Source organism: Nitrospiria bacterium (assembly GCA_035517655.1).
In the GTDB taxonomy this organism is placed as follows: Bacteria; Nitrospirota; Nitrospiria; order JACQBZ01; family JACQBZ01; genus JACQBZ01.
The window spans coordinates 16,640-42,895 of record DATIYJ010000030.1 but is presented as its reverse complement, the minus strand read 5'-3'; the positions used below and the strand labels follow the sequence as shown (position 1 = coordinate 42,895).

The window sequence follows — 26,256 nt, the reverse complement described above, 5'->3', positions numbered from 1 at the left end:
TCAAACGGGGCGCGTGGTGGCCCGGGATAATTCTTCCGCGCCCACTTCGGTCGTCGTGTACGGTTTTTTCTGGATGAGGTAGCCGTACCATTTGATCGCCGAGTCGGCGAGGATGATCACGGCCAGCCCGGCGACGATGCCCACCAACGTCGCGTCGAGCCGCAGGCTGAAAGCCCGGGATGCGTCCTCGGCCTGACCGGCCTGGGCCAGGTAGAGGAAGAACAACTGATAGCTGGCGGTCAAGGTAATGATCCCGACGAAGGCCATCGGCAGAACGGTCACCCACAGATAGTTCGCCTTTCCCATCTTGATCAGCACCGTTGTCCCAACGCAGAGCGCCAGCGTGCCCAGCAACTGGTTGGCCGCGCCGAACATCGGCCAGATCGTTCCGATGGTTCCGGTCGAGATGAGGTAGGCCCAGGCGAAGACCACCAGTCCGCTGGACAGGACGACCCCCGGCCACCAGTTTAGGTTTTTGAGCGGCGCGAAGGTCCGCCCGCCCGTTTCCTGGATCAGATAGCGGGCGATGCGCGTTCCGGCATCGATCGTGGTCAGGATGAAGAGCGCTTCGAACAGCAGCGCGAACTGGTACCAGTAGGCCATCAACGCCTTCATTCCGGGAAGCGAGGAGAAGATCGAGGCCATGCCGACGGCCAGCGAAACGGCCCCGCCGGGCCGGCCCGCTACATTCACCTCGACCAACCGGGAGAGTTCCTGGAGGTGAGCCGTCGGATAGCCCAGGGACGCCAGTGCGTCGGCCGGGAGCGTTGTGTTGATCGCGAAATAGTCGCCGGGGATCAGGACCGTGGCCGCGATCAGAGCCATGACGCCTACGAAGCTTTCCATGAGCATCGCCCCGTAGCCGATCATCGCGTGGGATTCGCACTGGAGCATCTTGGGCGTGGTTCCGGAGGAAACCAGCGCGTGAAAACCGGAGATCGCGCCGCAGGCGATCGTGATGAAGACAAACGGGAAGAGCGGGCCGGGAATGATCGGGCCGTTGCCGTGGATGAAGGCCGTGACGGCTGGCATCTGGATCGTCGGGGCCATCAGGATCACGCCGACGCCGAGAAGTCCGACCACGCCGACCTTCATGAAGGTGGAGAGATAATCCCGCGGAACCAGGAGCATCCAAACGGGAAGAACCGAGGCCAGGAAACCGTAACCGGCGAGAAGCCAGACCAAGGAGTCCTTTTCAAGGCTGAAGTACGGCGCAAGGCCGGAATGAGCGACCCAGCGGCCGGCCAACAGGCTGCCGAGCAACAACGAGACCCCGATGACGGACACTTCGCCCACCCGACCGGGCCGGAAGCGCTGAAGGTAGTGGCCCATGAGGAAAGCGACCGGGATCGTCATGGCCAGCGTGAAGGTGCCCCAGGCATTGTGATAGAGCGCGTTGACCACGGCGAGACCCAGTCCGGCGAGCGCGACGATCACGATGAACAGCACCGCGATCGTGGTGGCGATTCCGGTCAGAGGCCCGATCTCGTCCCGGGCGATCTGCGGAAGCGAACGGCCGTTTCGTCGCATGGAAGCGACCAGGATGATGAAATCCTGGACCGCGCCGGCCAGAACCGCGCCGATCACGATCCAGAGAAAACCGGGCAGGTATCCGAATTGAGCCGCCAGAACCGGACCGAGGAGGGGGCCGGCCCCGGCGATCGCCGCAAAGTGATGGCCGAACAGAACGAACCGGTTGGTGGGTTGAAAGTTCTGGTCATCGCGGAGACGGTGGGCCGGTGTGATCCTCCGGTCGTCCAAGTCGGCGACGCGCTTTTTAAGAAACCCGCCGTAAAATCGGATCGCGAGAACGTAACAGCAGGCCGCGGCCACGACCAGCCAGAGCCCGTTCACCTCTTCGGCGGGGTTCAAAATTCCGGTGACAATGGCGAGCGCCACGGCGCACAACACCGCCAGGGCCATCCAGCCGATATGTTTGAGCCATTCCATGGTCGTGTTTCATCCGCGTCAAGATATTTTTACCATTATAATAAGCGTCCCTCATACCGTCAAGCCGACGGCGCGCGCGATTGACAATTGAAGGGGCCGGATGCTACGGTGTCGTCGTGCCGACCGCAAAAAAAGCCCTGATCTTTTTCGCGAGGGTCCCAAAACCGGGCCGGACAAAGACAAGGCTCCTACCGGATCTGTCGCCGGATCAAGCCGGCCGGGTTGCTCAGGCATTGATCCTGGATACCCTGAACGCCACGGCGTTATTGAAAGGCGTGAAGCGTATTCTCGCGTGCGATTCGACGCGGCGAGATCCATTTTTCAAAGGGCTCGCGGACCGATTCGGCTTGACATTGATCGATCAAGAAGGGTCGAATTTGGGGGATCGCATGCGGAACGCGATCGCAGAAGCCTTCCGCCTGGGCTTGGACCCTGCCGTGGTCGTCGGAACGGATCTTCCGACGCTTCCCGTCGCTTCCATCCAAGACGCGTTTAAACAGCTCGAGAAGCGTTCCCAAACGCCTCCGCTTGTCCTGGGACCCAGTACCGACGGAGGCTATTATCTCATCGGCTGTTCGGGATCGGTCCCGCCGGTTTTCGACGGCATCGACTGGGGCACGGAGCGGGTTCTGGAGCAGACCCTCGCGCGGATCGCGAACAACGATCTGAACCTCACGCTTCTCCCGTTCTGGTACGATGTGGACAGGCTTCAGGATCTCCGGTTCCTCTCGGAGCACCTGCGCTATCTGGAACGGAAAACCGGAAAATCCGTGGCGCCTGAAACCGCCCGCGTGCTGAAGATGTTGGACTTGGACGCGTTGTAGGGCCGAAATTCCCTTGCGGCTCTCGGCGGGAGTATGATATAAGAAAAAACAAAAGGCGGCGTACCCAAGTGGCTAAGGGAGCAGTCTGCAAAACTGCGATTCGGCGGTTCAATCCCGCCCGCCGCCTCCATTCTTTCCGGGCCGATTTTGAAGCGTCGAAAAGTCCCATTTTACATCCTAGTCGCTCTGAGCCCTGTCTTCTTCACCGGTTGTGGGATCAATTATAAGACCGTTGTGGATGCCCGGGTCGTACCGATCAAGAACCAGGAAAAGATATATGAGATGGTGACCTCCAGGCTGATCGGCCTGGGGTTTGATATAAAACTTGCCGATAAAGATGTCGGTTTTATAATAACCAAGTATAAAAAATATGGACAGACGGGCCTCAATCCGCCCTTCGATTTGTATTTGCAAATTATTGTACGATTCACGCGCACGGACGGGAAGCCGGTGATCATTTTCGAACCCAGGGAGAGGCAGGTTGACCCGTCAAATCCGGACGCATTTTCGAATATCCAAACCATCTTTTTCGGCGATCAAGAGGATAAAAACAGCCACAAATTGAATTTTATAATCCGCAAACCCGGGTTCCTGCTCTTTACAAAGGTCGTCAAGGAAATCGCGGCGGACTTTGGCGCCCCGATGGATCAGGTCAAATTCAACACGGCGGATCGCAAGCAGATCATCGTTCGGCCCAATGCCATGTTAGAGTAAAAATTATCCGCCTCGGCCTTTGCAAGAACAAGCCCGCTTGTCCCACCGGCCCCGCCGATACCCATGGCCCCACGCCGTCGTGCTCCGGCATAAGCCGGGACAAATTACTTGGCGTACTCCACCTTTTCCGGCCAAATTCAAACCCCAAGAAATCGTTTGCCTTTCGGTCCGCACCGGCGTAGAAAACGGGTTTAGTCAGATCACCGTCCGATGCAACGGCTATAATTAAAACGAGTGCGAAGTTTGGGAAAAAGCGATTCATTACGATGACCTTTCTCGGTATCCACCTCTACGGATGATGAAGCGATTCAGTGCAAAAGAGATCAGGGCCCAACGTAAACGGTCGGACGACCGTTCGTTACTTGAAATCATTTGGAATATGATTCCGGAGGGAAGGGCGCTCTCCGAAGAGGAATGGAGGGTGCGGCACCGTGGAATTCTCATCCTGATCTACCTTCACGCCATCGGACTCGCGGTCTTCGGAGTGTACGAAGGGTTTGGAGTCGTTCAAAGCGCAAGCGAGGGGGCGGTGGTCGCCGCCATGGCCCTCGGCGCGACCTGGAACCGGATTCAACGCAGCTACCGGTCTGCGATCGCCAGCATCGGTCTCGTAACGTCCTCCGCGATCCTCGTCCAGTTTTCGGGCGGTTATATCGAGGCCCATTTTCATTTTTTCGTCGTGCTGGCCGTCATTGCGATCTACGAGGATTGGATTCCCTACCTGCTCGCGATCCTCTTTGTGGCCGTCGAACACGGACTCACCGGTCAGTTCGTTCCGACCGCCGTATTCAACCATCATGATGCGCTGATGCATCCCTGGAAATGGGCGGTCATCCATGCCGGGTTTATCCTGTGTGAAAGCGTGGCGCTATTGGTGGGTTGGCGTGTGAGCGAGCGGGCCCGGGCCCGCGCCGACCTTGTGTTGAACTCCGCCGGCGAAGGCATCGTCGGTTTGGACCTCGATGGAAGGATCACCTTTGCCAATCCGGCCGTGACGAAGATGACGGGTTATCCCGTGGAGGGGCTTATCGGGCAGTCCATCGATCGGATCCTGCAGGAATCCAACGGAAGGGGACCGCGTCGCCCGGCCGACGCCGTGGAGAAGTTTCCACGGGACAGTCCGCCGCGCGTCGCCGAAAAAACGGTTTTGCGCGTGGACGGCACCCGTCTTCCCGTCGACTCCATCAGCAGCCCGATCCGCGAGCACAGCGTGACCGTGGGGACGGTGATAACGTTGAAGGACGAAACCGAACGCCGGCGGGCGGATGAGGAATTGGGCCAATCGCTTTCTCTCCTTCGAGCGACGCTGGAATCCACCGCGGACGGCATTCTGGTCGTCGATCGCGAAGGAAAGATCGTCAGCTTTAATCAAAAGTTCGTGGAGATGTGGAACATCCCGCCCGCGGTTGTCGCATCGCGGGACGATGAAAAAGCCATCGCCCACGTTCTGAATCAACTCAAAGACCCGGAGGGGTTTTTAAGAAAAGTGAGAGAATTGTATGCGCAGTCGGGAGCGGAAAGTTACGACCTGCTGGAATTTAAAGATGGAAGGGTCTTCGAGCGCTATTCACAACCTCAGCGAATCGGAGGGGAGAGCGTCGGAAGAGTCTGGAGCTTCCGAGACATCACCCGACGGAAGCAAGCGGAAGAACGACTAACCTATTTGGCCAATTTCGACACGCTCACCGACCTCCCCAATCGCACCCTTCTCTGCGATCGTCTGGCCCAGGCGCTGACGCGGGTCCCATGGAGCAAACGCCTGGTGTCGGTCCTGTTCCTTGATTTGGATCGCTTCAAGAACATCAATGATACGCTGGGCCATGCCTTTGGCGACCGCTTGCTCAAGGCGGTTGCGGAACGATTAACGGGCTGCATCCGCGAGGGGGACACGGTGGCCCGGCTCGGCGGCGATGAATTCGTGCTGATCCTGGATAATCTCGCAAAACCCGGGGATACCCTGAACATCGCCCAAAAAATACTCACGGCCCTCTCGGCCCCGTTTAATCTGGACGGCCGGGAGCTGTATATTACCACCAGCATCGGAATCGCGGTCTATCCCAATGACGGAAAGGATTATGAAACCCTTCTTAAAAATGCCGATACCGCCATGTACCGCGCAAAAGAACAGGGAAAAAACACCTACCAACTCTATTCGCCCGCTTTGAATGCGAAGGTCTCTGAACGGCTGGCGCTCGAGAACAGTCTTCGACGTGCCCTGGAACGGAAGGAATTTCGACTTCACTATCAGCCCATCGTGGACCTGACCACCGACCGGGTGATCGGCACGGAGGCCTTGATTCGTTGGGAGCGCGCGGAGGTTGGGATCGTCTCCCCGGCCGAATTCATCCCCCTGGCGGAAGAAACGGGCCTGATCATACCGATCGGCGAGTGGGTCTTGCGAACCGCCTGCGCTCAAAACAAGGCGTGGCAATCGGCCGGTCTTCCGCCCATCCGCGTCGCGGTCAATCTTTCGGCCAGCCAATTTCACCGACAAGACTTGCCCCAAACGATTGCCGGGACGCTTGACGAAATCGGTCTCGATCCGAAATACCTGGGATTGGAACTCACCGAAAGCATTATCATGAGAAACGCCGAGGCCACGGCGGTGGCCTTGCGTCAGCTGAACGCCCTGGGGATGGAAATTTCGGTGGATGATTTTGGAACCGGTTATTCTTCCCTGAGCTATCTTAAGCGCTTTCCGGTGACCACCTTGAAGATCGACCGCTCCTTTGTGCGCGATGTCACCACCGATGCGGATGATAAAGCGATTGTGAGTGCGATTATCACGCTCGCACACAGCTTGAAATTGAAGGTGGTCGCCGAGGCCGTGGAAACGGAAGAGCAGCTCCGGTTTTTGCGTTCGCTCGGCTGCGACCAAATGCAAGGCTATTTGTTCAGCAAACCTCTGACGGTGGAAGGAATGACCCGGCTCTTAACCCAGGGACGAGGTTTGCCGTAATCCTTCTTCGTCCCGATTCAAAAATTCCTACCATCCCTTTAACACCATTCGCAATTTTTCGACCTCCGTCTCGTCGCACCAGACAAACGCCGAATAGCGGGCTTCAAACCCCATCGCATCGACCGCGTGGAGGTTGATGCCTTCCTGTGCAATCCGGTCGAGGGTGTCGGCCAGCGCGCCGGCCCGATCCTCGCCCGAGAGATGAAAGCAGCTGCCCTCGCGGAACACCCAGCCCGCTTCCCTGGCCGCGGTTCTGAAGACGGCGGCGTCCCATGGAATGGCGACGATCTCGGCGTTTCCCCGGCCCGTCCCGAAACTCCAGACGGCCGCCAAATTAATGTCATGATCCGACATCTGTTTTGAAAAACGGGCCAGTTGTCCCGGCCGATCCTCCGTTGAAATCACAAAAAATGTTTTTCGCGCGATATCCATGGCGGCCTCCATCGATGGTTAAGCCAGGCGATCTTTTCAGGCGGACCGCAACAACCGTACGGGAAAAGCCGGTGATAAGATACCGGACTCGTGTGGAAAAGGCAAGATGCGGCCCCATCAAGGAAAAACGATCGATCGGATTCCATGCGAGGTTTGACGTGTGGAAGGACTTACTTCTTGACAGGTTTCGAGACACTCAGTCATAATGAGAGTCGTGCCTGCACCCTCATCCCGTACGATATGACCAACAAACGTCAGCATAAGCGGGTGACGATCAAGTCGGTCGGAGACATCGTCTGCGTCGACGATCACACCCGTTTCGCGGCGTATGTGGGGGGGATCAGCCGGGGGGGCTTGGAACTTTATACACCCGAGAAAATGAACCCCGGCAGCCGGGTCAAGATGGCTTTGTCGTTTCTCGACAAGGACGGCAAGCTGACGGTGGAGAACCTATCCGGACAAGTCCGCTGGTCCGCGCCGTTCAAGGATGCGTATATCGCCGGAATCCAGTTTGATACGCTGGTCGATCGGGACTCGACGCCGGCGTTGAATGAATACATCGAGAATGCGGAACGTTATTTCGTCTAACGCTTCACCCGAAATGAGATGATCGGGACCCAAGCCAGCGGAGGAGAAAGCACGGTGCATGCGGTGATGTCCACCCGGGGGCCTTTTATGGTTTGCGACGCCTGTTTTTCGATGTTAAGGGCGGAGGGCAAGCTGGATCGAAACGGCCGGGCCGTCTCGGACGCGATCTCGGATGATTTCTGCGTGAATTGCTATGACCGGAATAAGATCCTGATTGATGATCTGGCCGGGAGTACGGAATAACGATGGATGATGAAGATGAGATAGAGCTCCCTATTTTGCCTCCTGCCATACCGGGTCCCGAATGTCCTTTTTGCGGGGAACCGACCGTGAATATCGATGGCGACTTCATCTGCCTGGATTGCAACGGCGCGAGTTACGGTCCCGAAACCGGATAAGTCGAAACAAGACGGCCCTTCTTAAAACCCGGACCCTCTGCCGGAATTTGAGGGAGACTTGCCCTAAAAATCAAGCGATCGGCCATGTCCTGGATGAATAAAGCGACCTGTTTTCTGTTAAGCGTTTCGATCCTGCTCTCGGGCTGCGCCGCGCCCCCGAAGCGGCATCCGCCTCCGTCCGCCGCGCCTCCTGAAGCCGAGCCGCAGATTCCGCAGGACCGCGGCAAGGAACTTGGAAAAGAATTCCTGAAGGAGGCCCGGAAACAGTACCGCTTCATCAAAGATCAAGAGGTCGTGGATGCCGTGAACCAGGTGGGCCGCCGCCTGGTCGCGGCCGCCGGAGGCGATCCGGAGGCGTTTCATTACTTCGTCCTCGACGACATTGAACTCAACGCGTTTGCCATACCGGGAGGATATATCTTCGTCTTTGACGGGCTTCTGACCAAACTAAACACGGAGGATGAGCTGGCCGGCGTCCTGGCCCATGAAACCGGCCACGTCATGCACAACCACTTTTTTAAAAACGAGTCCCAGATCTCGGCGCTGAGTCTGGCCACCATTGCGGCCATCCTCTTTTCGAGAGGCCGGGCGGCCGGCAGCAGCATCGCTCTGGCCACCAATACCGCCGCCCAGCTTCATTTCAGCCGCGAGAACGAAGACGAGGCCGATGCGTCCGGGATGGAGTACGTCAAAGAGGCCGGATTTGACCCGAAGGGAATGCTGAATTTTTTTCAAACCCTGTTGGACTATGAAAGAATCAACGGAGGGGACCAGATGCCCGCCTACCTTGAGACCCACCCGGAGTTGGATGATCGTATCCATCTGAGCGAGCTTCGCATGGTGCGCCCGGTGGACCACGTCCTGGCCGCGCCTCGAAAGTTCATCGACTGGGGACGCGTGGAGACCATCATCCGGGCCAAAACGGAGACATGGCAGGATCCCGCTCAACTGTTTCCGGAGCGATCGGCGGGGGCCGTTCCGGATGAGCGGCATCATTACCTGGCCGGCCTGGCTTATTTGACCACGGACCGCGTGGCCCAGGCGATCGCCGAATATCGGGCGGCGTTGGCCGTGTCGCCGACCAACCCGGTTTATCATGCCGATCTGGCGACGGCGTATTTAAAGAGCCAGGACATCGATCGGGCGAAAGCCGAAGCGCTTGAAAGTTTGAAGGAGTCGAAACCGGGCGAGGAGCTTCCGTCGGCGTATTTTGTTCTCGGCATGGTCGAGGAGCATGCCGGGCGGCCGGAAGAGGCGCGGCAGGCCTATGAAGAAGCGGTACGGCGGAATCCGGACCATGCCTTCGCCAATTATCATCTCGGACAGGTTTATCTTCAAACCGGGAAGACCTTGGAAGGAACCTATCACACGGCGCGCTACCTTCGGCTGAATATGGAACCGGAGGCGGCGCTCCAGGAGTTCAGGAACGCCAAGAAGCTTGCGCCGAAGGACGGCGATCTGGCCCGGAAGATCCAGGACCAAATCGATCAGATTGTCCGGGACGGGATCTGAATCGGAAACCGCGGTTGCGTCTTGACAGCCGCCGCCTCTCCCCCTTAAATTAAGCCTCTCAGATCGGCCGGAGTGGTGGAATGGTAGACACAAGGGACTTAAAATCCCTCGGGCTGAAAGGCCTGTGCCGGTTCGAGTCCGGCCTCCGGCATATCGTTTACCTCGGCGTCGCGTTTCATGCCCGATCGGCCGGCGGATTCCATGAAACGGAAATTGAATGCATCCGTTGAATCTTCATTTTTCCCGCCTTGACAAGGGTTTGCTGATTCGATACATTACCCGGCAGGAGAAAAATAGAGATGTCATCCAAAGGAGTAACCGTTTGGTTAACCGGCCTTCCCTCCGCCGGCAAAACAACCCTGGCCCACTTGGTGGGGAACAAGATTCGGGAGCGGGGCGTCACGCGGCTCGAGATTCTGGACGGAGATGTCATCCGCCTGAATCTTTGCAAGGATCTGGGGTACAGCCGGGAAGACCGGATCACCAACATCCGGCGGATCGCCTTTGTCTCCCAACTCCTGACCCGGCACGGCGTGATCGTGATCGTTGCGGCGATCTCTCCCTATCGTGAAAGCCGCGACCAGGCCCGGGAGGAGATCAAGGACTTCGTCGAAGTCTTTGTCAAATGCTCCATGGACGTCCTGATCCAACGGGACGTCAAGGGCCTTTACAAAAAGGCGTTGGCCGGCGACCTTCCTCACTTTACCGGGGTGTCGGATCCGTATGAAGAGCCGACTCGTCCCGACGTGGTCATCGAAACGGACAAAGAAAGCCCCGAGGCCTCGGCGGCGAAGATCATCGCCGTTCTTGAACGACTGGGACATCTGTCCGGCGCTTCCGAAACCCCCTTCGAAAAGCGGGCGCGATCGTGACGGACGACCGGTGGATCGATCTCCATACCCACAGCACGGCTTCGGACGGCAGTTTCACCCCCGTGGAACTGATCCGCTACGCGGCGACGAAACGACTTCGCGCCCTGGCCCTGACGGACCATGACTGCGTGGACGGTGTGGACGAAGCCGCGGCCGAAGGAGCCCGGTTGGGAATCGAGGTGATTCCGGCGGTGGAACTGAGCGCCGATCATCCCGACGGCACGATGCACATCCTGGGGTTTTTTGTCGATCGCCGGAATGAAGGCTTCGGGGGGCGCCTGCGGCGTCTCCAGGAGGCCCGGAGGGAGCGGAACCCGAAGATCGTTCAAAAGCTTCAGGCCCTGGGTTTGAAGATCACCTATGACGAGGTGGTCGCCGCTTCCGGAGGCGGCCAGGTCGGCCGACCGCATTTTGCCAAGGTGTTGATTCAGAAGGGATACGTCTCGTCGACGCCGGAGGCCTTCGAGCGGTATTTGAAAAAGGGCGCGCCGGGATACGTCGAAAAATTTCGCTTCAGCCCTCAGGACGCCATCGCCGCGATTCATGAGGCCGGCGGCGTCGCCGTTTTGGCGCATCCGTTCACCTTGTTCAAGGAGCCCTCGCCCCTTCTGGAGCCCTTGCTGGACACGCTGTCGGAAACGGGTCTGGACGGGATGGAGGTGATCTACAGCACCTATTCCGAGGAGCAGAGCCGTTATTACCGCGAGCTGGCCGGGAAGTACCGCCTGCTGCCGTCGGGCGGATCCGATTTCCACGGGGCCCACAAGCCGGGAATCGATCTGGGTGTCGGCCTGGGCAAACTTCACGTGCCCTTCGAGCTCCTCGAGTCGCTCCGGAAAAAAGCCCGAGGCTATGGAGCTTCGGCTCAAACCAACTGAACGGTTGTTTTCCCCTCCCCCGGTTCCTGTCGGTAGATAAGAGCGGAGTTAGGCATGCCGTCTTCCCTGACTCAGAAGGTCCTTGACCGGGCGCGGGCCCTGGGTTTCGACGCCGTCGGAATCGCCTCGGCCGGTGATCTGGATGAGGACGACGAGGCGCTTTCGCGATGGCTGGCCGAAGGGCGGCATGGCGGAATGGGATACATGGCGCGCGATCCGCGTCGCCGGTCGAGGCCGCGGGCCCTTCTTCCCGGCGCCCAAAGCGTGATCGTGCTGGCCGTGAATTACGCGCAGGAACGGCCTTCCGATCCGGGTCGGGTGACGGCCCCGCCTGCCGGACGGGCAGGGCGCCGCGCCCCGAGCATGGGCCGCGTCTCGCGTTACGCCTGGGGCGGGGATTACCATGATCTTATCGAAGCGCGGCTGTCGCAATTGGAGGTTTTTATCCGCGAGGCGTCCGGCGCGCAGACGGACTGCCGGAGTTATGTCGATCACGGACCGGTTTTGGAGAAGGCCTTCGCGCGGCAGGCCGGGATCGGCTTCATCGGGAAGAACACGCTGCTCATCACGGAGGAATTCGGCTCGTGGGTTTTCCTATCCGTGATCCTGACGACGCTGGCGTTGGAGCCGGGCCCGGCCCGGACCTCCGAATGCGGAAGCTGCCGACTGTGTCTTGACGCCTGTCCCACCGGCGCGCTCGTCGCCCCGTACCATCTTGATGCGAACCGTTGCATCTCGTATCTCACGATCGAGAACAAAGTTGAAATTCCGGATGCGTTGATCCCAAAATTAAACGGCTGGGTCTTCGGCTGCGACATTTGTCAGGAGGTCTGCCCTTATAACGCGCGTTCAAAGCCGACCGCGGTCGAAGAATTCCGGCCCGATCACGGCGCCGGGCCCTGGCTGGACCTGGAGAAGGTGCTGGCTTTAAAATCGGACGAGGAATTCCGCGCCGCCTTCCGCGACACGCCGCTGCTCCGTCCCAAGCGCGCGGGCCTTCAGAGAAATGCAAAGGCACTGATGCCATTTACGGCGTGAAATTTAAGGTGGCGGCTTGGCCAAGTCCTCGTCCGCTCAACGGCTGAGATTTGACCCGGCTAAGGCTCGTCCGCTCAATTTTCCGAAGGGGCTCTGCGGAAAATTGGCCCTGGCGGGCCGCGTCCTTCGCCAAGGCGGTGCCCAAATCTCAACCGAGTCGCGGTTTACGGTCTTGGCCAAGCTGCCACCACAAGTTGCGAGAAGGATTCGATGACGAAGCAGGAAGTCTCCGAGATTTTAGATGAGATCGCCACGCTGCTGGAGCTGAAGGGCGAGAACCCGTTCAAGTCCCGCGCCTACGCCAACGCGTCCCGCACGATCGCCGCGCTCGATATGGATCTCGATGAGGCCGTCCGCTCCGGCGCGCTCAAGGAGGTGAAGGGGATCGGCGCGGCGCTGTTTGAAAAAATCAGCGAATTGGTGACGACGGGGAAATTGGCCTATTACGAGGAGCTGAAGGCCGCGGTCCCGGCCGGACTGCTTGAGATGATCCGAATTCCGGGCCTGGGCCCCAAGCGCGCGAGTCTGATTCACGACCAACTCGGGATCTCGACGATCGGTGAGCTGGAGTACGCCTGCAACGAGAACCGGCTCTTGAAACTGGAGGGCTTCGGACCGCGGATGCAGGAAAAGATCCTTCAGGGCATCCAGTACGTGAGAAAGCAGAAGGGACAATTCCATTATCCTGTTGCGGCGGCCGAGGCCGAAAAACTCTACGATGCCTTGAAGGTTCACAAGACGGTCCGGCGGATCGCGATCGCCGGCAGCCTGCGGCGGAGAAAAGAGGTCGTGAAGGATATAGACCTGCTCGTGAGCGCGGAGTCTTCCGGTTCCGTGATGGAAGCCTTCACGACGCTTCCGGAAGTGGAAGAAGTGATCGCCAAGGGCGAGACCAAGTCCTCCGTCCGTCTCAAGTCCGGCATCAACGTCGATCTCCGCGTCGTCTCGGACGCCGAATTTCCCTACGCGCTGCACCATTTCACCGGGAGCAAGGAGCACAACGTCGCGATGCGCGGGCGCGCGCAGCGTCTGGGCTTCAAGATGAACGAGTACGGGCTATTTCAAGGAGAAAAACTCATTCCCTGCAAGAACGAAGAGGAGATCTTCTCGAAACTCGGTCTCGCCTACATTCCTCCGGAGCTGCGTGAGGACATGGGCGAGATCGCGGCGGCCGAGGCCGGGAGGCTTCCGAAGCTGATCGAGGAGAAGGACATCAAGGGCATCTTTCACAACCACACGGTCTATTCCGACGGCAGCGCCACGCTGGAGGCGATGGTCGAGACGGCGCGCGCGGCGGGCTACGAGTACATCGGCATTTCGGATCATTCCCGCTCGGCGCAATACGCCCACGGGCTCGAGATCGAACGGGTGAGGGAGCAGCAGGAGAAGATCGACGCGCTCCGGAAAAAATACAAGGACATCACGATCTTCAAGGGCACCGAGTGCGACATCCTTCCGGACGGCTCGCTCGATTATCCCGATGACGTCCTGGCGAGTTTCGATTTCGTGGTCGTCTCGATCCACAGCAAGTTCAAGATGACCGAGGCCGGGATGACGGACCGTATCGTCAAGGCGCTCCAAAACCCCTACGTCACGATCCTCGCGCATCCCACCGGGCGACTGCTCCTCACGCGCGAAGCCTATCCGGTGGACCTGCGGAAGGTCCTTCAGGCCGCGGGCGATCACGGCGTGGCGATCGAGCTCAACGCGAACCCGCTGCGGCTCGATCTTGACTGGCGGGTCTGCCCTACGGCCGTGGAGCTGGGCGTGCCCGTCAGCATCAATCCGGATGCGCACAGCGTCGAGGGCATCGGGGACGTCCGCTACGGCGTCGGGATCGCCCGCAAAGGCTGGCTCACACGCGAGGCCGTCTTCAACACCAAGTCGGCGGCCGAGATGAAAAAAGTATTGGCCCTTCGTCGTCCCGCGACGACTTGAACCATACACGAATACGAGTCTTGCGCAATCTTTTAATTATTAAGAAAGATTCCCCCCAACTGAATTGTATTCTCCGCCGCGACGAATATATTCGATTTGCATCATTATATATAGATAGAGAGAGAGGTAGAGGGTGAAATTGTAGGGGCTTGATTAATCAAGCCCCTACCGTTGTATAATGTCCAGTCCACTTGACGGATACGATCAAGAAGGGAGACGTGATATGGCCAAGAAAGTCGTGAAACTGTGGTATGACCCGGAAGGGGATTATCTCGAGGTGATTTTTGAGCAGAAGGAAGGCTATTTCCGTGAGACGGAGAATGATCAGGTGATGGAAAAAGTGGATCAGGCAGGAAATATTTTGGGCTTCTCCGTGCTCAGGGTCAGCAAGCTGAGCAAGAAGCCGCTTGAAGTCGCGCTGAAGTAACGAAATAATTCTTCCCCTTTGTGCAAGAGGCGCTTGCACAAATTCCATTTATCAGCTGACTTACTCTCTGCCGAAGCAGATCATGGGCCAATTGCCGACGATTGAAGAGTTGGAAAAAGAATCGGACGGAAAGGAGCGGAAGTAAACCGCTTGCCATCCTCCCCTCACTCCTTATCCCTTACGCCTTATTGACTCGTTTCACCTGAACCGATATAATCCGCCCTAACATTCCTCCGGCGCGCCCGCCTGCCGGACGGGCAGGGGCCGTCCCCACCGTCCATGATTCTTGCACGCGACGACATCCGCCGGAGGGAAAATCGAGGCCCCATGCTCCGCAGTGAATTGTACATCTTTCCTAAAGCATTAAAAATAAATCCGTCCCCATTTCCATTGTATGTATGTGGATGATCTCAAGTTTGTTGAATGTGCCTTATGCGGAGAATCTTCCGACCTCCGGGCAAGTCACATTGTCCCGAGTTTCGTCTTCCAATGGCTTCGAGATACGTCTGCCACCGGTTATATCCGGCTATCGGACGCGCCAAATCTGCGCGTTCAGGATGGTTGGAAATCCAGGATGCTTTGTGGCAAGTGTGAGCAAAGGTTTGGCGTATGGGAATAACCGTGATCAGGTAGTACCTGAGTAACGTTCTGGAAGGCAAAGAGATTCTGGAAAATAAAGGGCGTTTTTTGATCTTAGAAGTCTCTTTTTGAGGTCGAAAAAAGTGTTTTAAGAAAAAGGTTCTTTGCTCCCCTCAGGCTTCGCGCGCGGGGGGGGTGAGGGTGAGGAGGCATGATGAAAAGCCGGTACATGCCCGAGATTCATCATCGGCGATCCATCCGTTTGAAGGGCTATGAATACAGTCGGACGGGAGCGTATTTTGTGACGGTCTGTGTGAAGAACCGGGAATGCTTGTTCGGTGATATATTCGATGGCCGGATGGTTTTGAATGACGCGGGAAGGATCGTTGAACGCGTGTGGAAAGATCTCCCTGCAAGGTTTCCATCGGTTGAATTGGACGCGTTTGCCCTCATGCCCAACCATGTACATGGGATCCTTGCGCTTGTAGGGGCAGGGCTTGCCCTGCCCGATAAACAGGGCGCAGCAAGCAGCGCCCCTACACTGGGGGATGTTGTGCGCACGTTCAAATCGATGTCGGCCATACGGGTCAACCGTCTGTTGTCCTGTTCAGGACAACCGTTTTGGCAACGGAATTATTACGAACACATTATCCGGAATGATGACGAGTTGAATCGCACTCGCGAATACATCCAAGGCAACCCGGCGAATTGGTCGATGGATGAAAACCACTCGGATAGGATAGATCGACGATAGGTCGAAAGCCCGGTCGGACCTGAAAAAACATTAAGCTCCCCTCCGGCCCTTCGACTTAAGCTCAGGGTTTCACTCGCGCGCGGGGAGGGGAAGGGCTTAAAGGCGGTTAAAAGACCCGGGCCGTTTTATTTCCAGGAACGATTGGCTTCCTTTTTGGCTTTCTTCGCGGCTCTTTTTTCTTTCATGGTCCTCGCCGGCGCTTTCTTGGTTTGCTTTTTACTGTCCATTCCCTTGCTCATGGTCTTCCCTTCTTCGACGTTTAGGGTGAAGAGATCGCGGCTTGCTTCCCGCCGAGTCGCACTATACACCAGCGCGTGAAAAAAGGGAACAGCGAACGTTCATCTATGGCTTGACCCGCCACACCGACACCGAAGACTCCCGCAAAAACGGGGCGGCTCAGTGTTTGAGGCGCTTGAGGATGGCGTTCCAGATTTCCGTCACGCCCAAGCGTTCCGCCCAGTCGGTGATGTAACCGCAATCCACCTCGTCGCCGCTAATTCTCATAATGCCGGTGATATCGCGGAGATGTTTCTCGGAACCCCCTTCTTTGTAAAACTCCATTTTTTTCAGGATCACATCTTCCGGGGCGGCAAAATCGGCTTCATAATCCTTGGCCGGCCGTAGTCTTTTCTTCCGCGTAAAGCGACTCCGATCAAAAGGGGTGTCGCGACGCAGGATGAGATCAACTTTTAAGCCGGACGCCGGGTGGATGATGTTGAATTGCCCGGACCGCCGAAGAGCCTCCCGGATCATTTCTTCGCTCAAATAATATTCGGGGGCGGGAAAGGCCGCAAGGAGATCGCCGACCTGCCCCGGTTGAATCCCGGCGACAATGTCGATGTCGTTGGTCAGACGGGGTTCGCCGTAAGCCATGGAGGCGATGGACCCCGTTACAAGGTAGGGGATACGCAGCCGTTCCAGAACCTCCACCACCGCATGCAGGAGTTCATGCGGTTCCACGGGACATCCTTCGGGCGACCTCTCGCCGGATCTGTTCCTCCGTCCAATCCGGATGAGAAGCGGCCAGGTACGACGTCAGCATCTTCCGGGCTCCGGTCCAAAGACCAAAGCCGATGGCGATCCGCTCCCACGGCTCTTTCCGGCGCAGGATCTCCGCCATGGCATCGTCTACGACCTCAATCTGTCCTTCATCCAATCTCATTCCCGCGCCCGTGAAGTTTCAAGGATATTAGCACAATGCCGTTTGTTTTTGAACCGCCGCCCTGGACATGGACGGGCATAGGGGCCTGCGCCTACTTGTAACCTTGAAGTTCCTTCCAAATTTTCTCCAACTCCGCAAACAGTGTCATCTGGGTCGCTTCGTTGTCGGCGAAGGGCACCGGCTCGTCGTAGAGCGGTTTTTTGAGTAGAAAGTCAAAACCCGCTTTCGGAATGGGCGTGGACGCGCCGTCGGATTGATAAGTCCCCCGCCGGAAATGGCCCTCCGGGTCCGGATCCGTCATGAGCGCCCGGACGTATTGATCCATCACGTGGTCGCCGTCGAGATCGAGGTCCTCGCTGATAAAGGCCTCGATCCGCCCGTTTCCGTCCCGGTCGATCGCGAAGAAATTATAGGGCACGGGCTCTCCCTTCGCGTCCGGAAGCGTTCCGCCTCCCAGGATAAAGCAATCGGGTCTCCCTTTGCCGTCTGTATCCAGCATCACGCCCTTGTGCTCGCTCTGTTCGATGGAGGCCTCGCTCGGATCGGGCGACATGACGAAATAGTAAGACCGCTCGAAGGGTCCGGGGGAGAAGATCGTCAGATACCGCGACGACCCGGTGTGCTGGATGAAGGTCCGCTGGGCCGCGCGTCGTACCTTGTTGAAATCGAGCGGGATGGTCCAGTGGGGATGATAACACGCCGTTTCGGGATCGGACGGGGGAGGGGGAGGCGCCGCCGCGCAGGCGGAGGTCAGGAAAATCAAGACGGAGAGGGCCGGCGCTTTAAGGAAGGCTCTCAAGATATTTTTCGGCGTCCATGGCGGCCATGCAGCCGGTTCCGGCCGCCGTGACGGCCTGGCGGTAGCGGGGGTCTTGAACGTCCCCCGCCGCGAACACGCCCGGCAGCGAGGTCTCGGTCGTCTCTTTCTTCGTGACGATGTAGCCCCGCTCGTCCATGTTTAGTTGACCGGCGAAAAGCTTTGTATTGGGCTCATGCCCGATCGCCACGAACACGCCGTCGATTTTCATCTCGGTCACGTTTCCGGTCTTCACGTTCTTAAGACGCGCGCCGGTGACGACCGGATCGCCCAAAATTTCCTCGACCACGGTGTCCCAGATGATCCCGATTTGCCGATGGGTCCTGGCGCGGCCCTCCATGATTTTGGAGCAGCGGAATCTGTCCCGGCGATGGACGATCGTGACCTTGGATGCAAACTTGGTGAGGAAGGTGGCCTCTTCCATCGCGGTGTCTCCGCCGCCGATGACGATCACCTCCTTGCCCCGGAAGAAAAATCCGTCGCAGGTGGCGCAGGCCGACACCCCGCGGCCCATCAGCCGCCGCTCGGAGGGAAGGCCCAGCAGCTTGGCGGAGGCGCCGGAGGCGATGATCAGCGAGCGGGTCGAATAGGTCCCCTCCTCGGCCGTCAGGTGAAACGGGGTCTTTTTGAGATCGACCGCCGTGATGTCCCCCCGGATCAATTCCGTCCCGAAGCGCTCGGCCTGGGTCCGCATCTGCTTCATGAGCTCCGGCCCCAGGATCCCTTCCGGGAATCCGGGATAGTTCTCGACGTCCGTCGTGATCATGAGCTGGCCGCCCGCCTGGGTTCCCTCGATCAGGAGCGGTTTTAAGTCGGCCCGCGCGGCATAGAGCGCGGCCGTCAGGCCGGCCGGGCCGGAGCCGATGATGACGACGTCGCGGACGTTTTTGGGATCGGATGAATTCGTCATTTGTTCAACAAGATGTCAAGACGGGCGGGTCCTGCCACCCGCCCGTGTTTGGAACGGGACCTTATACAATGCGTCGGACTAAAATCTACTTTGCCGATAGGATCCGATTTATGCTATCATGAACGTCTTTATGAAATCAACACGACGGAAAACAAACGCGCCCCTTCGGTTCTTTGTGGCGGTGGTCCTGGCCGGATCGGCCCTAGTCTTCTCGTCCTGCGCGCTGAGACGCCCGCCTCCCGAGCCCGACATCGTGGCCGAAACGCCCCCCTACGGTCCGATTTCCTGGGCGGCCTTCAACACCCACGACGATCCCGTCCGCACCATGGCCATGGACGGCGACGATCTCTGGCTGGGCACGATGAAGGGGATCATCCGCTTCAACCCGCGGAAGAAGGAGTACGAGATCTTCACGCCGGCCAACACGGAAGGCGGCTTCATCGCCCGCGCGGTCTACATCCTTTCCGTGGATCCCAAGGGGAATAAATGGGTGGGAACCTACGGCGGAGGGCTTTCGCGCTACGACGGACACGCCTGGAAGCGTTTTTCAACGGACGACGGCCTGGGGGACAACTGGGTCTACGACATCAAGTACGACCGCGACGGGAAAATGTGGGTGGCCACCTGGAACGGGGTGAGCGTGTTGGAGGGGGAGCGCTTCCGGACCTATCGCGTGGCCGACGGGCTGCCCGACAAGTGGGTCTACTCGATCGCGTATGACCGCGACGGCGTCTTCTGGTTCGGCACCGAGGCCGGAATCAGCCGCTTCGACGGGAAATCCTGGAAGACCTATTCGCATAAGGACGGCGTCGGCGGAGAAATCGGGGAGAGTCCCGCGGGCGCCCGGCCGGCCTCTCCGTTCCCGGACCCGGAGGCGACGGAGGAAGGGGCCGGAGGCGGCTACGGGTCCTCGATTCTGGAACACCACTTGAAGATGGGAAAGCAGAATGCCGGCCCCAATCCCGATTTTATCATTTCCTCCCTGGTCGACGATCGGAATCGAAGATGGTTCGGGACCTGGGGCGGCGGTGTGGCGCGCTTCGACGGCGCCGCATGGACGAATTACACCGCGAAAGACGGACTGGGAGGCGACTTCGTCTTCACGATGGCTTCGGACCGGGAGGGACACGTCTGGGCCGGGACGAACGGCGGCGCCAGCTGGTTCGACGGGACGCGCTGGAGGACGATCAACCGCTCCAAGGGACTGATGGACGACTATGTTTTCTCCATCCTGTTCGACCCAAAGGGTCGTCGATGGTTCGGGACCACAAAGGGCCTGAGTGTGTTTAAAGGGAGCCTTCCGGCGGAGTAAGGTTCCGCAAAAATTGAATCGAGACAGAGAATCTTGTATACCATGAACGCGTTTCATAAAGTGAAAGTCGGCCTGGTCAATCTGGGCTGTCCGAAGAACCAGGTGGACTCCGAGGTGATGCTCGGAACGCTATCTCAAGACGGCTTCGAGCTGACCCCGGAAACGGAGCAGGCCGAGGTGATCGTCATCAACACCTGCGGCTTCATCGACGCCGCCAAACAGGAGTCGATCGACGCGATCATCGAGTTCGGCCGCTATAAAAAATCCGGCGCCTGCCGTGTTCTCATCGCGGCCGGCTGTCTGGCCCACCGCTATCCCAAAGAATTGATGGCCGAGCTGCCCGAATTGGACGCGGTGGTCGGCACGGGCGATTTCCCGAAGATCGCCGGCATCTGCCGGACGCTCCTGGCCCGGGGCCGACGCGGGCGCAAGGAACATATTTGGACCGCCTCGCCCACGGCGCTTTACGACGCCGCGACGCCCAGGCTCACGTTGAGCCCGCGCCACTGGGCCTACCTGAAAGTCTCGGAGGGCTGCAACTACCGCTGCTCGTTCTGCGCCATCCCGAATTTCCGCGGCGACCTGGTGAGCCGCGCGGTCGAAGACATTCTCATCGAAGCCCGTTCGCTGGCCGAGCGCGGCGTCGTGGAGCTCAACCTGATCGCTCAATCGCTCACCAGCTTCGGCTGGGACCGTCGCGAGAAGAGGGGGCTGATGGGGCTGCTGCGGCCCTTGGCCGGCGTGGACGGTATCCGCCGGATCCGGCTGTTCTACACCTATCCGACCGATCTCACGGATGAGCTTTTGGATTTCATGGCGGAGGAACCCAAGATCTGCAACTACGTCGATCTGCCGCTGCAGCACATCAACGACGCCATCCTCCGCAAGATGAACCGAAAGGGATCAAGCCGGATGATCCGCAGCCTCCTGACGCGCATCCGGGAGAAGGTTCCGGGCGTGACGCTGCGCTCGACCTTCATCGTCGGTTTTCCGGGAGAGACCGAAGCGCAATTCGAGGAGATCACCGATCTCATACGGGAGGTCCGCTTCGACCGGCTGGGCGTCTTCACGTATTCTCAAGAAGACGGCACGTCGGCCCATCCCTTGGGCGATTCCGTTCCGGCCGGGGTGAAGGCCGAGCGGCAGGAAAAGCTACTGGCCCTCCAGTCCGGGATCGTCCGTGAAAAACATGCGACGATGATCGGAACCGTTCAGGAAGTGTTGGTGGACGGCCCGTCCCGCGAGACGGATTTGCTGCTCGAAGGCCGCACCGAAGGCCAGGCGCCCGAGATCGACGGCGTGGTTTATATCAACGACGGCGCCGCCTCCGCCGGGGACATGGTGAAGGTCGAGATTACCCAGGCCGGCGAGCATGATCTGGTCGGGCATATCGTTGGGCCGGCTGCTGAAAAGATAAAAGCTGCTTCTCGACACCCCTCCGGGTTGACGGTTTTATAATGGTGGGATATGGCCGATGTGGGTAAGCGCCGTCTGGCGCTGAGCCCTTCGGCTCCGGCGGCTTTCGTTTGACCCGGCTAAGGCTCGGCCGCTCAATTTTCCGAAGATGCTCTGCCGAAAATTGACCCTGGCGGGCCGCGTCCTTCGCCAAGCCGGGAGCCCAAACGAAATCAGAGTCGCCTCTTGGGCCCAGTGCCAATCGGCGGGTGGCCGGAGACGGGGCGCCCCATCCGCCCGCAATGGAAAAGCCAAGGGCTCTTTCGTGAGGTTCCACGAATCGATCTTCGGAGCATGCAGAGTGAGGACGGATGGGGCTGTCGCAGGACAGGACCCGCCGATTGTAATGCGTTAGGGAGGATTCGATATGAAAGAGATACTTCCCGGCATTTATCAGTGGTCCTGGTTCTCGCAGGAAAAGGGCTACGACTTCAACGGCCATCTTATTATTTCGGGAGCCGAGCGGGTGATGATCGATCCGCCGCCGCTGTCTGCGGAAGTTGGGACCTGGTTGAAAACGCAGGAACCGATCACGTGCATCGTTCTGACCAACCGCGATCACGTTCGCGAGGCCGAGGCTTTTCGAAAACAGTTCAAGACGATCGTCCTGGCTCCGGAGGCGGATGCCCCGCTCATGGAAATAAAAATAGACCGCACCTTCAAAGACGGCGATCTTCTTCCCGGCGGCGTCAAGGCGGTCCATATCCCGGACGGCAAGTCGCCGGGAGAATCGGCCCTCTTTCTTGATCGCGGCAAGGGGGTCCTGATTCTGGGGGACGCCTTGATCGGAAAACCGTCCGGCAAGCTAAATCTCATGCCACCCGAGAAATACAAAGATCCGGCCGAGGCCCGCGATGGAATCCGCGTCCTGCTCAAATATCGATTCGACAGTGTCTTGGTTGGCGACGGAGTTCCGGTGCTGACGGGAGGCAAGAGAGCGGTCGAGGAGTTTTTGCGGTCGTAGAGAATGCGCTTAACATGAACGATGCTCAACGTAATGCCATCACTCAGTTCTTCACCGCGGTTGAAGAACAGAAGCGGGTTGGTGTTGCTCGTACAGATCGATTCCTTGGAGACATTGGAGAGTTCCTATGCCACGACGCCTTCGACATGGCACTGACGAAGTCCGCTCGCGAAAAGGGGTATGATGGATATATCTCCGGCGAGAAGGTTCAAGTGAAGTACCATGGTGGCAAAAGTACAACGGTCGACTGTGGTAATCCACCGGACTATGACCGCTTGCTTGTGGTTATTGGGCCTAAAAATGTTCTGCGTCCTAAGGGTGCGCAAGGGCGCTTTTTGGTCTAACGGTTGACTCAGCAAGAAGTCCTTCAGTTTAAGAAGGGCAATGGAAAATATCTCTGCCTCAAAAGCAACCTACCCAAGGAGCCGATACTTGTTCTGTGATCTATATGCGCGCATTCCCCATCGTTGTACGGGATGCCCGTTCCGCCACGCCCCGTAAATCTCAGCCCGCTTTCTTCAAGGGCCGCACGTCGAGCGCCAGTCCCATCGCGTTGAGGATGGATTCGATCGTCGTGATGCTGGGATTCCCGTCGTCCGAGAGGGTCTTGTAGATCAGGCGCCGGCGTGATTCGGATCCCTTGGCCAGCGAGCTGATGCCTTGCGCCCGGGCCACATTCATCAGTGCGTGAAGCAGAAGACGACTGCGAGCCGGGCCTGTTTCTTTTAAACAGTTTCGTATATAGGCCACCGCGACTTCGGGATCGGCCAGCGCTTCGAGCACGGCAGGTTCGATACCGACGGCACGCGCTTTTTGTTTTCTTTTTTTATGCATTTTTTCAGTAAGACGTCAGACATGCCTTACTATGGCAAAGGTTCAATCTTGTTCGGGAGTTGATGGTTCTGGGTGCGGTTCCAATCTTCCATGAGTTCTGCCTTGTGAAGTTCAGCCCATTCGACGACAAGACCCAAGGATCGCGCCGGCAGCCGTCCGGCTAAAACGCTCAAGGTTTGAATGCTGATCAGGGCCTCATGTTCTCCAATGACAATACCATAGAACCGACTGATCTCAGGCATGCGTTGCCTTTAGAACGCGCTTACCTGTAATTTCGGCATAGAGAGATTCCGGAGACAAATCAATTCCGCCCGGCCAGGCGACGGTATGGCTTTCCTTATCAATAAACACCGATTCAAAAAACCCGCGTTCCTTCCACTTGGAAAAAACACCTTTCCCGACAAGATCGGAAAGATCCACATGGCCTTCAACCCCGTCTTGGAATTTGACCCAGATTTTAAAGCCGGGCAGCGGTCGAACCTCGTTAATTTTTAACACAGCGATCACCCCCTTTTTATATTCTTAACAGAGCATGCTTCAAAAATCAAGACGATTCATGAATCAAGGTTGCGCTGAAAATGCAATAGGGCGTGGGAACTCTGGTTAAGAAGGTTGTGGGAGTCTTAAATTAGCTGCGGGACAATCTCGGCCGCGCGTCCGCGCAGGGCGACATGGGCCGCGGCGGTCGAGGCGTCCGGATTGATCTCGGCCACGAAGGCCCCGGCCGCGCGGGCCGTCGCGGCGAAGGAGGCGGCCGGCTGGACCACGCCCGAGGTTCCGATCACCAGCAGCGCGTCGCAGGATTCCAGCGCCTCGATCGCCCGGTCCATGTCCCGGGGATGCAGCGCTTCGCCGAACCAGACGATGTGCGGCCTCAGCATCTTCCCGCACGAGGCGCAGTGCGGCGGAATCGGGATCGGGACCCGCCGGTCCTCCGACACGGCGCCGCAGCCGGTGCAGCGCACCTTCCAGATGTTCCCGTGCAGCTCGACGAGGTCGCGGCTTCCGGCCCGCGCATGCAAACCGTCCACGTTCTGCGTCAGCAGACGAAACGGCGCCCGCCGCGCCTGCCTGCCGTCCGCCTGCCGGACGGGCAGGGACAGGCGGGATTCCATTTTGTTTTCCAGATCGACCAGCGCCCGGTGCGCCGGGTTCGGCTCCTTCGAGGCGATCAACTCCCGCCGCCAGTTGTACCATTCCCATACGAGGCTTGGATCGCGGGCGAAGGCCCGCGGCGTGGCCAGATCCTCCGCCCGGAAATTTTTCCATAGGCCCTCGGGGCCGCGAAAGGTCGGGATGCCGCTGTCGGCCGAGATGCCGGCGCCGGTGAGGACCGTCACGCGCCGGGCCGATGAAAGACGCTCACGAACCTGTTCAATCGGTGATGACATGCGGGACATTGTAGCGGGGGATCGGATTCAAAGCAAGGAGAGGGAAGCGGTCTTCAGATGGAACGGGAACCTGGGGTCGGAAGCGAACCGCGCTTGACGACGCCGATGTACTGATTGGTCTCGTCCAGGCCGTCCACGGTGCCGCCTAATTTGAGCGAGCGTTTCAAATAGTCGATCGTTTCCTTGCTGATCCGTTCGCCGGGGACAAGAACCGGGACGCCGGGCGGATAGACCGTGACGATCTCGGAGCTGATCTCGTTCGCGGCGTCGTCCAATGCGATATAATGATGATCGGCGAAAAAAGCCTCCCGCGGCGTGGCCAGGGCTTCGTTTTCGAAATTCAGGACCGCGATGTCGGGGGTCTCGGCGACCGCGGCTTTCCCCGCGTGTTCGGCCGAGATCTCGCGAAGCGCCTCGACCAGGCGGTTGAGGTCGTCCTTGCGGTCCCCGATGCTGACGATGACGAGAATATGAAAGGCATCGGCCATCTCGACCTGGATGTTGTAGCGGCTGTTCAGGATCCGGGAGACCTGGTAGCCGGGAAGGCCCAGGGCCGTGACCGTGATCGTCAGCTTCGTCATGTCGAAGGGGCCGACCTGCTCCTGGCCGAAGCAGAACAGGCCCGGGATCTTGTTGATCCGAAGCCGGGCTTCGCTCGAGAGTTGAATCGCCTTTTCCAGGAGTTTCTCCCCCTCGGTCGCCATCTGCATCCGCGCGAGATCCAGCGAGGCCATGAGAATGTAGGACGGGCTGGTGGTTTGCACGAAGCGCAGCACGTTGGTCAACATGGGGAAATCGATGCGGGCGCCCCGGGCGTGAAGCATCGAGGCCTGGGTCATTCCGCCGATGATCTTGTGGGTGCTCTGAACGCAGAGGTCGGCGCCGATCTCGACGGCCGAGGGCGGGAGGTTTTTATGAAACCGCAGATGCGGGCCGTGCGCCTCGTCCACCAGGATGATCAGGCCCAGGTCGTGCGCGTACGGGATGATGCGCTCCAGATCGGCGCAGAGCCCGTAATAGTTCGGGCTGGTGAGAAAAAGGATCTTGGCTTCGGGGTGGGCGTCGATCGCCGCGCGGGTTTCTTCAAAGGAGACGTTCCGCGTCAGTTTAAGCCGCGTGTCGATGGCCGGACGGAAGAAAATCGGCTGGGCCCCGCTGAGAATCGCGCCCGCGATGACCGACTTGTGCGCGTTGCGGGCCACGAGCATCTTGTCCCCCGGATTGCAGGCGGCCAGAATCATCGCGTGGTTGCCTCCGGTCGTTCCGTTGACCAGGAAATAGGATCGATCCGCTCCGTAGGCGCGGGCCGCCAGTTCCTGAGCCTCCTTGATCACGCCGCGGGGTTTGTGGAGCGAGTCCACCTCGTCCAGGGTGGTGAGGTCGATCGAGAAGATTTTGGGGCCGACGAATTTTCGGAAACGCGTCGAGATGCCTTTTCCGCTTTTGTGGCCGGGGGTGTGAAAGGAGACCTTTCGCGATTCGGCCAAAGCCACCATCGCGTCGAAGAGGGGCGTTCTCAGTTGTTCGTCCGGATCCATGAAGAAGCGG

The 26,256-nt window shown here is 58.7% G+C and carries 27 protein-coding genes and 2 tRNA genes; 18 read left to right on the top strand and 11 right to left on the bottom strand.

The window, feature by feature from the left end; all coding sequences use genetic code 11:
• Nucleotides 1-1,950, bottom strand: coding sequence for a carbon starvation CstA family protein (locus VLY20_06495; GenBank protein HUK56289.1), 1,950 nt, complete (start codon nt 1,948-1,950; stop codon nt 1-3).
• 116 nt (nt 1,951-2,066) lie between these two features.
• Here VLY20_06495 and VLY20_06490 point away from each other — a divergent pair, with 116 nt between their 5' ends.
• The 4 genes from VLY20_06490 (at nt 2,067) to VLY20_06475 (ending at nt 6,447) form a co-directional block, all read left to right on the top strand.
• On the top strand, nt 2,067-2,774 hold the full coding sequence (locus tag VLY20_06490; protein HUK56288.1) for a TIGR04282 family arsenosugar biosynthesis glycosyltransferase: 708 nt from the start codon (nt 2,067-2,069) through the stop codon (nt 2,772-2,774).
• 54 nt (nt 2,775-2,828) lie between these two features.
• Nucleotides 2,829-2,904 (top strand) — tRNA-Cys (locus tag VLY20_06485).
• A 104-nt stretch (nt 2,905-3,008) separates the two neighbouring features.
• Entirely contained in the window at nt 3,009-3,488 is a 480-nt protein-coding gene (locus tag VLY20_06480) for a hypothetical protein (GenBank protein HUK56287.1), read from the top strand.
• A 298-nt stretch (nt 3,489-3,786) separates the two neighbouring features.
• Nucleotides 3,787-6,447, top strand: coding sequence for an EAL domain-containing protein (locus VLY20_06475; protein HUK56286.1), 2,661 nt, complete (start codon nt 3,787-3,789; stop codon nt 6,445-6,447).
• 27 nt (nt 6,448-6,474) lie between these two features.
• On the opposite strand, the gene VLY20_06470 is transcribed toward VLY20_06475, so the two are convergent.
• Nucleotides 6,475-6,879, bottom strand: coding sequence for a hypothetical protein (locus VLY20_06470; protein ID HUK56285.1), 405 nt, complete (start codon nt 6,877-6,879; stop codon nt 6,475-6,477).
• Nucleotides 6,880-7,056: 177 nt separating this feature from the next.
• Here VLY20_06470 and VLY20_06465 point away from each other — a divergent pair, with 177 nt between their 5' ends.
• The 10 genes from VLY20_06465 (at nt 7,057) to VLY20_06420 (ending at nt 15,863) form a co-directional block, all read left to right on the top strand.
• Nucleotides 7,057-7,467, top strand: coding sequence for a PilZ domain-containing protein (locus tag VLY20_06465; protein ID HUK56284.1), 411 nt, complete (start codon nt 7,057-7,059; stop codon nt 7,465-7,467).
• Nucleotides 7,468-7,485: 18 nt separating this feature from the next.
• On the top strand, nt 7,486-7,710 hold the full coding sequence (locus VLY20_06460) for a hypothetical protein (GenBank protein HUK56283.1): 225 nt from the start codon (nt 7,486-7,488) through the stop codon (nt 7,708-7,710).
• Nucleotides 7,711-7,949: 239 nt separating this feature from the next.
• The gene (locus VLY20_06455) at nt 7,950-9,377 is read left to right on the top strand and encodes a M48 family metalloprotease (GenBank protein HUK56282.1); all 1,428 of its coding nucleotides are present in this window, start codon (nt 7,950-7,952) and stop codon (nt 9,375-9,377) included.
• A 66-nt stretch (nt 9,378-9,443) separates the two neighbouring features.
• Nucleotides 9,444-9,528, top strand: a tRNA-Leu gene (locus VLY20_06450).
• Between the two features lie 148 nt (nt 9,529-9,676).
• Nucleotides 9,677-10,249 carry an adenylyl-sulfate kinase gene (cysC, locus tag VLY20_06445; GenBank protein ID HUK56281.1) on the top strand — a complete coding sequence of 191 codons (573 nt, stop codon included), beginning with the start codon at nt 9,677-9,679 and terminating at the stop codon, nt 10,247-10,249.
• Nucleotides 10,246-11,127: a PHP domain-containing protein gene (locus VLY20_06440; protein HUK56280.1), complete on the top strand. Its 882-nt coding sequence runs from the start codon at nt 10,246-10,248 to the stop codon at nt 11,125-11,127. Before cysC ends, VLY20_06440 begins: the two co-directional genes overlap by 4 nt.
• A 54-nt stretch (nt 11,128-11,181) precedes the next feature.
• Nucleotides 11,182-12,165 carry a tRNA epoxyqueuosine(34) reductase QueG gene (gene queG, locus VLY20_06435; GenBank protein ID HUK56279.1) on the top strand — a complete coding sequence of 328 codons (984 nt, stop codon included), beginning with the start codon at nt 11,182-11,184 and terminating at the stop codon, nt 12,163-12,165.
• Nucleotides 12,166-12,375: 210 nt separating this feature from the next.
• Nucleotides 12,376-14,103, top strand: coding sequence for a DNA polymerase/3'-5' exonuclease PolX (gene polX / locus VLY20_06430; GenBank protein ID HUK56278.1), 1,728 nt, complete (start codon nt 12,376-12,378; stop codon nt 14,101-14,103).
• Nucleotides 14,104-14,326: 223 nt separating this feature from the next.
• Nucleotides 14,327-14,530 (top strand): DUF2283 domain-containing protein, encoded by a 204-nt coding sequence (locus VLY20_06425; GenBank protein ID HUK56277.1) that lies wholly within the window; start codon nt 14,327-14,329, stop codon nt 14,528-14,530.
• A gap of 790 nt (nt 14,531-15,320) precedes the next feature.
• A complete protein-coding gene (locus tag VLY20_06420; GenBank protein ID HUK56276.1) occupies nt 15,321-15,863 on the top strand; it encodes a transposase in 543 nt (180 codons plus the stop codon).
• Nucleotides 15,864-16,259: 396 nt separating this feature from the next.
• Here VLY20_06420 and VLY20_06415 read toward each other — a convergent pair whose 3' ends face one another.
• The 4 genes from VLY20_06415 to trxB all read right to left on the bottom strand — a co-directional run bounded on the left by VLY20_06415 (nt 16,260) and on the right by trxB (nt 18,752).
• Nucleotides 16,260-16,823, bottom strand: a complete 564-nt coding sequence (locus VLY20_06415; protein HUK56275.1) for a hypothetical protein — start codon at nt 16,821-16,823, stop codon at nt 16,260-16,262.
• On the bottom strand, nt 16,810-17,025 hold the full coding sequence (locus tag VLY20_06410) for a hypothetical protein (protein ID HUK56274.1): 216 nt from the start codon (nt 17,023-17,025) through the stop codon (nt 16,810-16,812). The genes VLY20_06415 and VLY20_06410 overlap by 14 nt, the downstream gene beginning before the upstream one ends.
• A 91-nt stretch (nt 17,026-17,116) precedes the next feature.
• Complete coding sequence (locus VLY20_06405) at nt 17,117-17,824, bottom strand: hypothetical protein (GenBank protein ID HUK56273.1); 708 nt, start codon at nt 17,822-17,824, stop codon at nt 17,117-17,119.
• Entirely contained in the window at nt 17,808-18,752 is a 945-nt protein-coding gene (gene trxB, locus VLY20_06400; protein HUK56272.1) for a thioredoxin-disulfide reductase, read from the bottom strand. The genes VLY20_06405 and trxB overlap by 17 nt, the downstream gene beginning before the upstream one ends.
• A 130-nt stretch (nt 18,753-18,882) precedes the next feature.
• On the opposite strand from trxB, the gene VLY20_06395 reads away from it, so the two are divergent.
• The 4 genes from VLY20_06395 to VLY20_06380 all read left to right on the top strand — a co-directional run bounded on the left by VLY20_06395 (nt 18,883) and on the right by VLY20_06380 (nt 22,827).
• Nucleotides 18,883-20,064: a two-component regulator propeller domain-containing protein gene (locus VLY20_06395; protein ID HUK56271.1), complete on the top strand. Its 1,182-nt coding sequence runs from the start codon at nt 18,883-18,885 to the stop codon at nt 20,062-20,064.
• 42 nt (nt 20,065-20,106) lie between these two features.
• Complete coding sequence (rimO, locus tag VLY20_06390) at nt 20,107-21,522, top strand: 30S ribosomal protein S12 methylthiotransferase RimO (protein ID HUK56270.1); 1,416 nt, start codon at nt 20,107-20,109, stop codon at nt 21,520-21,522.
• A gap of 364 nt (nt 21,523-21,886) precedes the next feature.
• On the top strand, nt 21,887-22,483 hold the full coding sequence (locus VLY20_06385) for a hypothetical protein (GenBank protein ID HUK56269.1): 597 nt from the start codon (nt 21,887-21,889) through the stop codon (nt 22,481-22,483).
• Nucleotides 22,484-22,497: 14 nt separating this feature from the next.
• Entirely contained in the window at nt 22,498-22,827 is a 330-nt protein-coding gene (locus tag VLY20_06380; protein HUK56268.1) for a hypothetical protein, read from the top strand.
• Between the two features lie 160 nt (nt 22,828-22,987).
• Here the strand turns inward: VLY20_06380 and VLY20_06375 are convergent, their stop codons facing one another.
• The 5 genes from VLY20_06375 to VLY20_06355 form a co-directional block, all read right to left on the bottom strand.
• Nucleotides 22,988-23,317: a transcriptional regulator gene (locus VLY20_06375; GenBank protein HUK56267.1), complete on the bottom strand. Its 330-nt coding sequence runs from the start codon at nt 23,315-23,317 to the stop codon at nt 22,988-22,990.
• Between the two features lie 29 nt (nt 23,318-23,346).
• Nucleotides 23,347-23,559 carry a DUF4160 domain-containing protein gene (locus tag VLY20_06370; GenBank protein ID HUK56266.1) on the bottom strand — a complete coding sequence of 71 codons (213 nt, stop codon included), beginning with the start codon at nt 23,557-23,559 and terminating at the stop codon, nt 23,347-23,349.
• A complete protein-coding gene (locus tag VLY20_06365; protein ID HUK56265.1) occupies nt 23,552-23,824 on the bottom strand; it encodes a DUF2442 domain-containing protein in 273 nt (90 codons plus the stop codon). The genes VLY20_06370 and VLY20_06365 overlap by 8 nt, the downstream gene beginning before the upstream one ends.
• A gap of 116 nt (nt 23,825-23,940) precedes the next feature.
• Nucleotides 23,941-24,708, bottom strand: coding sequence for an NAD-dependent deacylase (locus VLY20_06360; protein ID HUK56264.1), 768 nt, complete (start codon nt 24,706-24,708; stop codon nt 23,941-23,943).
• Between the two features lie 53 nt (nt 24,709-24,761).
• Nucleotides 24,762-26,246 carry an aminotransferase class I/II-fold pyridoxal phosphate-dependent enzyme gene (locus VLY20_06355; protein HUK56263.1) on the bottom strand — a complete coding sequence of 495 codons (1,485 nt, stop codon included), beginning with the start codon at nt 26,244-26,246 and terminating at the stop codon, nt 24,762-24,764.
• Nucleotides 26,247-26,256: the final 10 nt, after the last annotated feature.

Bases quoted from the DNA above. Each gene is read 5' to 3' on its own strand.
- VLY20_06495 (HUK56289.1), bottom strand. From the start codon at position 1,950: ATGGAATGGCTCAAACATATCGGCTGGATGGCCCTGGCGGTGTTGTGC.
- VLY20_06475 (HUK56286.1), top strand. From the start codon at position 3,787: ATGAAGCGATTCAGTGCAAAAGAGATCAGGGCCCAACGTAAACGGTCG.
- VLY20_06470 (HUK56285.1), bottom strand. From the start codon at position 6,879: ATGGATATCGCGCGAAAAACATTTTTTGTGATTTCAACGGAGGATCGG.
- VLY20_06460 (HUK56283.1), top strand. From the start codon at position 7,486: ATGATCGGGACCCAAGCCAGCGGAGGAGAAAGCACGGTGCATGCGGTG.
- VLY20_06455 (HUK56282.1), top strand. From the start codon at position 7,950: ATGTCCTGGATGAATAAAGCGACCTGTTTTCTGTTAAGCGTTTCGATC.
- cysC (HUK56281.1), top strand. From the start codon at position 9,677: ATGTCATCCAAAGGAGTAACCGTTTGGTTAACCGGCCTTCCCTCCGCC.
- queG (HUK56279.1), top strand. From the start codon at position 11,182: ATGCCGTCTTCCCTGACTCAGAAGGTCCTTGACCGGGCGCGGGCCCTG.
- polX (HUK56278.1), top strand. From the start codon at position 12,376: ATGACGAAGCAGGAAGTCTCCGAGATTTTAGATGAGATCGCCACGCTG.
- VLY20_06425 (HUK56277.1), top strand. From the start codon at position 14,327: ATGGCCAAGAAAGTCGTGAAACTGTGGTATGACCCGGAAGGGGATTAT.
- VLY20_06420 (HUK56276.1), top strand. From the start codon at position 15,321: ATGATGAAAAGCCGGTACATGCCCGAGATTCATCATCGGCGATCCATC.
- VLY20_06410 (HUK56274.1), bottom strand. From the start codon at position 17,025: ATGAGATTGGATGAAGGACAGATTGAGGTCGTAGACGATGCCATGGCG.
- trxB (HUK56272.1), bottom strand. From the start codon at position 18,752: ATGACGAATTCATCCGATCCCAAAAACGTCCGCGACGTCGTCATCATC.
- VLY20_06395 (HUK56271.1), top strand. From the start codon at position 18,883: ATGAAATCAACACGACGGAAAACAAACGCGCCCCTTCGGTTCTTTGTG.
- rimO (HUK56270.1), top strand. From the start codon at position 20,107: ATGAACGCGTTTCATAAAGTGAAAGTCGGCCTGGTCAATCTGGGCTGT.
- VLY20_06385 (HUK56269.1), top strand. From the start codon at position 21,887: ATGAAAGAGATACTTCCCGGCATTTATCAGTGGTCCTGGTTCTCGCAG.
- VLY20_06380 (HUK56268.1), top strand. From the start codon at position 22,498: ATGAACGATGCTCAACGTAATGCCATCACTCAGTTCTTCACCGCGGTT.
- VLY20_06375 (HUK56267.1), bottom strand. From the start codon at position 23,317: ATGCATAAAAAAAGAAAACAAAAAGCGCGTGCCGTCGGTATCGAACCT.
- VLY20_06370 (HUK56266.1), bottom strand. From the start codon at position 23,559: ATGCCTGAGATCAGTCGGTTCTATGGTATTGTCATTGGAGAACATGAG.
- VLY20_06360 (HUK56264.1), bottom strand. From the start codon at position 24,708: ATGTCATCACCGATTGAACAGGTTCGTGAGCGTCTTTCATCGGCCCGG.
- VLY20_06355 (HUK56263.1), bottom strand. From the start codon at position 26,246: ATGGATCCGGACGAACAACTGAGAACGCCCCTCTTCGACGCGATGGTG.